The 3,524-nt window shown below is 62.9% G+C and carries 3 protein-coding genes and 1 pseudogene; 1 reads left to right on the plus strand and 3 read right to left on the minus strand.

All coding sequences use genetic code 11. The features are described 5' to 3' along the window. The 3 genes and pseudogenes from EN969_RS35580 to EN969_RS22035 all read right to left on the minus strand — a co-directional run. A pseudogene (locus EN969_RS35580) lies at positions 1–265 on the minus strand (hypothetical protein); the annotation flags it as partial. Between the two features lie 121 nt (positions 266–386). Beyond that, positions 387–1,262, minus strand: a complete 876-nt coding sequence (locus EN969_RS22030; protein WP_013532424.1) for a DUF2182 domain-containing protein — start codon at positions 1,260–1,262, stop codon at positions 387–389. A gap of 9 nt (positions 1,263–1,271) precedes the next feature. Beyond that, a complete protein-coding gene (locus EN969_RS22035; protein WP_013532425.1) occupies positions 1,272–1,907 on the minus strand; it encodes a DUF1326 domain-containing protein in 636 nt (211 codons plus the stop codon). 455 nt (positions 1,908–2,362) lie between these two features. On the opposite strand from EN969_RS22035, the gene EN969_RS22040 reads away from it, so the two are divergent. Next, on the plus strand, positions 2,363–3,524 hold a 1,162-nt coding region (locus EN969_RS22040), incomplete at its 3' end, for a cystathionine beta-lyase (RefSeq protein ID WP_127419389.1).

Here is a 3,524-nt window from a genome sequence, read left to right on the forward strand (position 1 = left end):
GTGAACGCGGCTTCATCCCGGCCCATCCCGAAACCCCGCATCGTAACCGACGCGCCGCCTCCCATTCACAAATGTCATCGAAGGCGATAATTCCTGTGAGGTCAAGGGAAATGACCCAAACCCGAAGAGTTTGAAAACCGATTGCCGTAAATGCCTGATTTACAGACAAACACGCCCGCGAATTAGTCAGCAGGGGCCAATAAAGGCGGCAAAGCTGATGCAACGCCAACGCGGGGCCGATACCGGCCGCGGCAGCGAAATCCATCCCGGGCAAATACCTCGTGGTTGTTGACCTCCGCGTGGGGCGAACTACCATGTCCCAAGATTGTCTTCTGACGATTTACTGGCGGCTGCAGTCCAATACAGGTCGCAGACGAAGACTGTTCTCAAGAGGCTTGAAAGACGATCCAGGTCCCGATGCCAGCCATCAACGCGCCTGAAACGCGCGGAATCAGCTGCCCGGTCGGCACCGTCTTCTCCAGCAGGACGAGGATGGCGATGCCGGCGATCCACAGCACGTTCATGACGCCACCGACGAACAGCAGAGCCATCAGCGCCCAGCAGCACCCCAGACAGTAGGCGCCGTGATCGATGCCCAGCCGGAGCGCGCCGAGCGGAGCGGAGCGGAATCCGCCATGGCCGGCCAGGAACGCGATCGGGGCCTGACATTGGCGCAGGCAGACGCCCTTCATCGGCGTCCATTGATAGAGACCGGCGGCGATCAGGACGAGGCCGCCGAGGACCGCGCTGCCGGTCGCCATCGAGGGGTCGAGCAAGGCAAGACGGGCGAGCAGCCATTGCGCACCGGTCGCCACGAGGCTGAAGACGGCCCAGACGGCGAGGTAGCCGGCAAAAAACCATCCCGTCGAAGCGATGGGCCTGCCATCCGCCCGCGCCTTGCGGCCGACACCGGCATAGAGCAGCAACATCGGTGCGACCGAAGGCGTCATCATGCCGACCATCATCACCGCCCACATCGTGAAGGTGAAAGCGAAATCGGCCAATGCCCAGGCCCGGATGCCTGGCGCCACGGCGGCGCCCATATCCATGCCGCCCATACCCATGTTCGACCCGTCCATATTCGACATGTCCATTCCGGCCATGTCACCGCCTCCGCTGTCCGGCAAGGCGGAGCCGGGCATGACCATGTCGGTGGCGAGCCACAGCACATAGGCCCAGGCGAGCACGGCAATCACCACGAGCGCGGCCATCACGACCGCGCGATCGCGCCGCAGCACCGCCTCGAGGGCCGTGTCGCCCATTGGATCAGGTCAATGCACGATGCCGCTCTGCGTGAGATGCAGATTGGCGAAATGGCTGTGCGTATCGGCCAGCTCGAACTTGATCGGGCCCGTCGCCTTTGTCCAGCCGCGCCCGACCTCGGCGATCGCGTATTCGAAGCCGTGCGGCAGGTCGATGCGCGCCTGGTGGGCAGCGCCGGTGACCGGATTCCGGATCGGCTCGCCACGACCGTCGGTTATACCCTCGACATGCAGCTGACTGGTTCGCGCGTCGACGTCGATGTTGAATTCGATCGGCGCAAAGATCGGGTCGTGGAACTTCTCCAGCGTGGTCGAAAAGACCTGGAATATCGTTGCACCCGGTTCGGTATCCAGACCGCCCAATATGCGAAGCAGCGCGCCACGTTGGGCTTCCGTCGCCCTCTCGTCGATGATCACCGCGGCTTCGCCCCCGCCCTGGTGTATGGCGCCGGGCCAGCTGAAAATCCCGACGAACCGCAATCCGTCGAGCTTGGTGTCGCCGTGATGGCCGCTTTCGATTTCCATGCCGGCGACCGCCTGGCAGAACCCGTATGTCGGCATGGCGTTGAACTGGCACGGGCAGCCATAGGCGCAGTTGCAGTTGATGAATTCGCGCGCCTTCATGGCCCATTTGACGTCCGGCATGGCATTCCTCCCTTGCCGCGCTCACGCTTGGTGAGCGCGATCCGGATCGTGGAGGACCAGAGGTCAACCGGCAGCAACCATCCGGCAGCATCTGATCGAAGCAATCCGGCGATTAATATTAGCCGACAATCATATACCTTCCGCAGCCGCCCACAATAGCCGATCGGCGGAGATGAGGGCTCCGAACGCAGGTCAATCAAAGACCGCCTTTTCGCGATAGGAATTTTTTCTTGACAGCCTGCCCTCAGCTATGATACATTTTCGTCCATGGTGCTGATTTGCGCCGATGACCCGCCGCACAGGCGGGTTTTTCGTTTTGATATCCTGTCCCCGCATCGCTGTTTTTGCCGCGACGAATTGGCATATTCGAAGTCCATCTCCTGGCGGACGGTGGCTGTTGCACGGTCCATGCCGCCGCACTATGGCTAGCGGCTTGTCAAACAAGGCGACGCAGAATGGCGAAAGACGGCGAGCACTTTAGCGGCGGGATGGGCATCAACACGCGGCTTGCCCATTCGGGCAACAATCCGCACGACTATTTCGGCTTCGTCAATCCGCCGGTGGTGCATGCCTCGACCGTGCTTTTTCGCGACGCGGCGTCAATGGCGGCTCGCACCCAGAAATACACTTACGGCACGCGCGGCACGCCGACGACCGATGCGCTCGCCCACGCCATAGACGCGCTGGAAGGTTCGGCAGGCACGATCCTGGTGCCGTCGGGCCTTGCGGCGGTGACGGTACCGCTGCTCGCCTTCGTGTCGGCCGGCGACCATCTGCTGATCGTCGATACCGTCTATCATCCGACCCGCAACTTCGCCGACACGATGCTGAAGCGGCTGGGCGTCGAGGTCGAGTACTACGCCCCCCATGTCGGCGCCGGCATCGCGGCGTTGATCAAGCCCAACACCAAGGTGGTGTTCACGGAATCACCGGCCTCCAACACCTTCGAGGTGCAGGACATCCCAGCCATCGCCAAGGCGGCGCACGCCGCGGGCGCCATCGTCATGATGGACAATACCTGGGCGACGCCACTGTATTTCCGCCCCCTCGACCACGGTGTCGACATCTCGATCCATGCGGCGACCAAATACCCGGCCGGCCATTCCGACGTGCTGCTTGGCACGGTGTCGGCCAATGAGAGCTGCTGGACGCATCTTTATGAAAGCTTCTGCACGCTTGGCTGCTGCGCCGGGCCCGACGACGTCTACCAGGTGCTGCGCGGCCTGCGCAGCATGGGCGTGCGCCTTGAACACCATCAGCGCAGCACGCTTGCCATCGCCTCCTGGCTCGAAGGCCAGAAGGGCGTGGCGCGCGTGCTCCACCCGGCCCTGCCCAGCCACCCGGACCACGAACTGTGGAAGCGGGACTTCTCCGGATCGAGCGGCATCTTTTCCATCGTGCTTGCCGGCGGCGGACAAAAGCAGCAGCACGCCTTTCTCGACGCGCTGCAAATCTTCGGCCTCGGCTATTCCTGGGGCGGCTATGAGAGCCTTGCCGTGCCGGTCTGGCTCGGCGACCGCGTTGTCGCGAAGGCCCCCTATGAGGGTCCATTGATCCGCCTGCAGATCGGCCTCGAGGACGTCGACGACCTGAAGGCCGACATTTCGCGCGGCCTGA

The organism is Mesorhizobium sp. M7A.F.Ca.CA.003.01.2.1, assembly GCF_003998945.1.
Lineage (GTDB): Bacteria > Pseudomonadota > Alphaproteobacteria > Rhizobiales > Rhizobiaceae > Mesorhizobium > Mesorhizobium ciceri.

Bases quoted from the DNA above. Each gene is read 5' to 3' on its own strand.
- EN969_RS22030 (WP_013532424.1), bottom strand. From the start codon at position 1,262: ATGGGCGACACGGCCCTCGAGGCGGTGCTGCGGCGCGATCGCGCGGTC.
- EN969_RS22035 (WP_013532425.1), bottom strand. From the start codon at position 1,907: ATGCCGGACGTCAAATGGGCCATGAAGGCGCGCGAATTCATCAACTGC.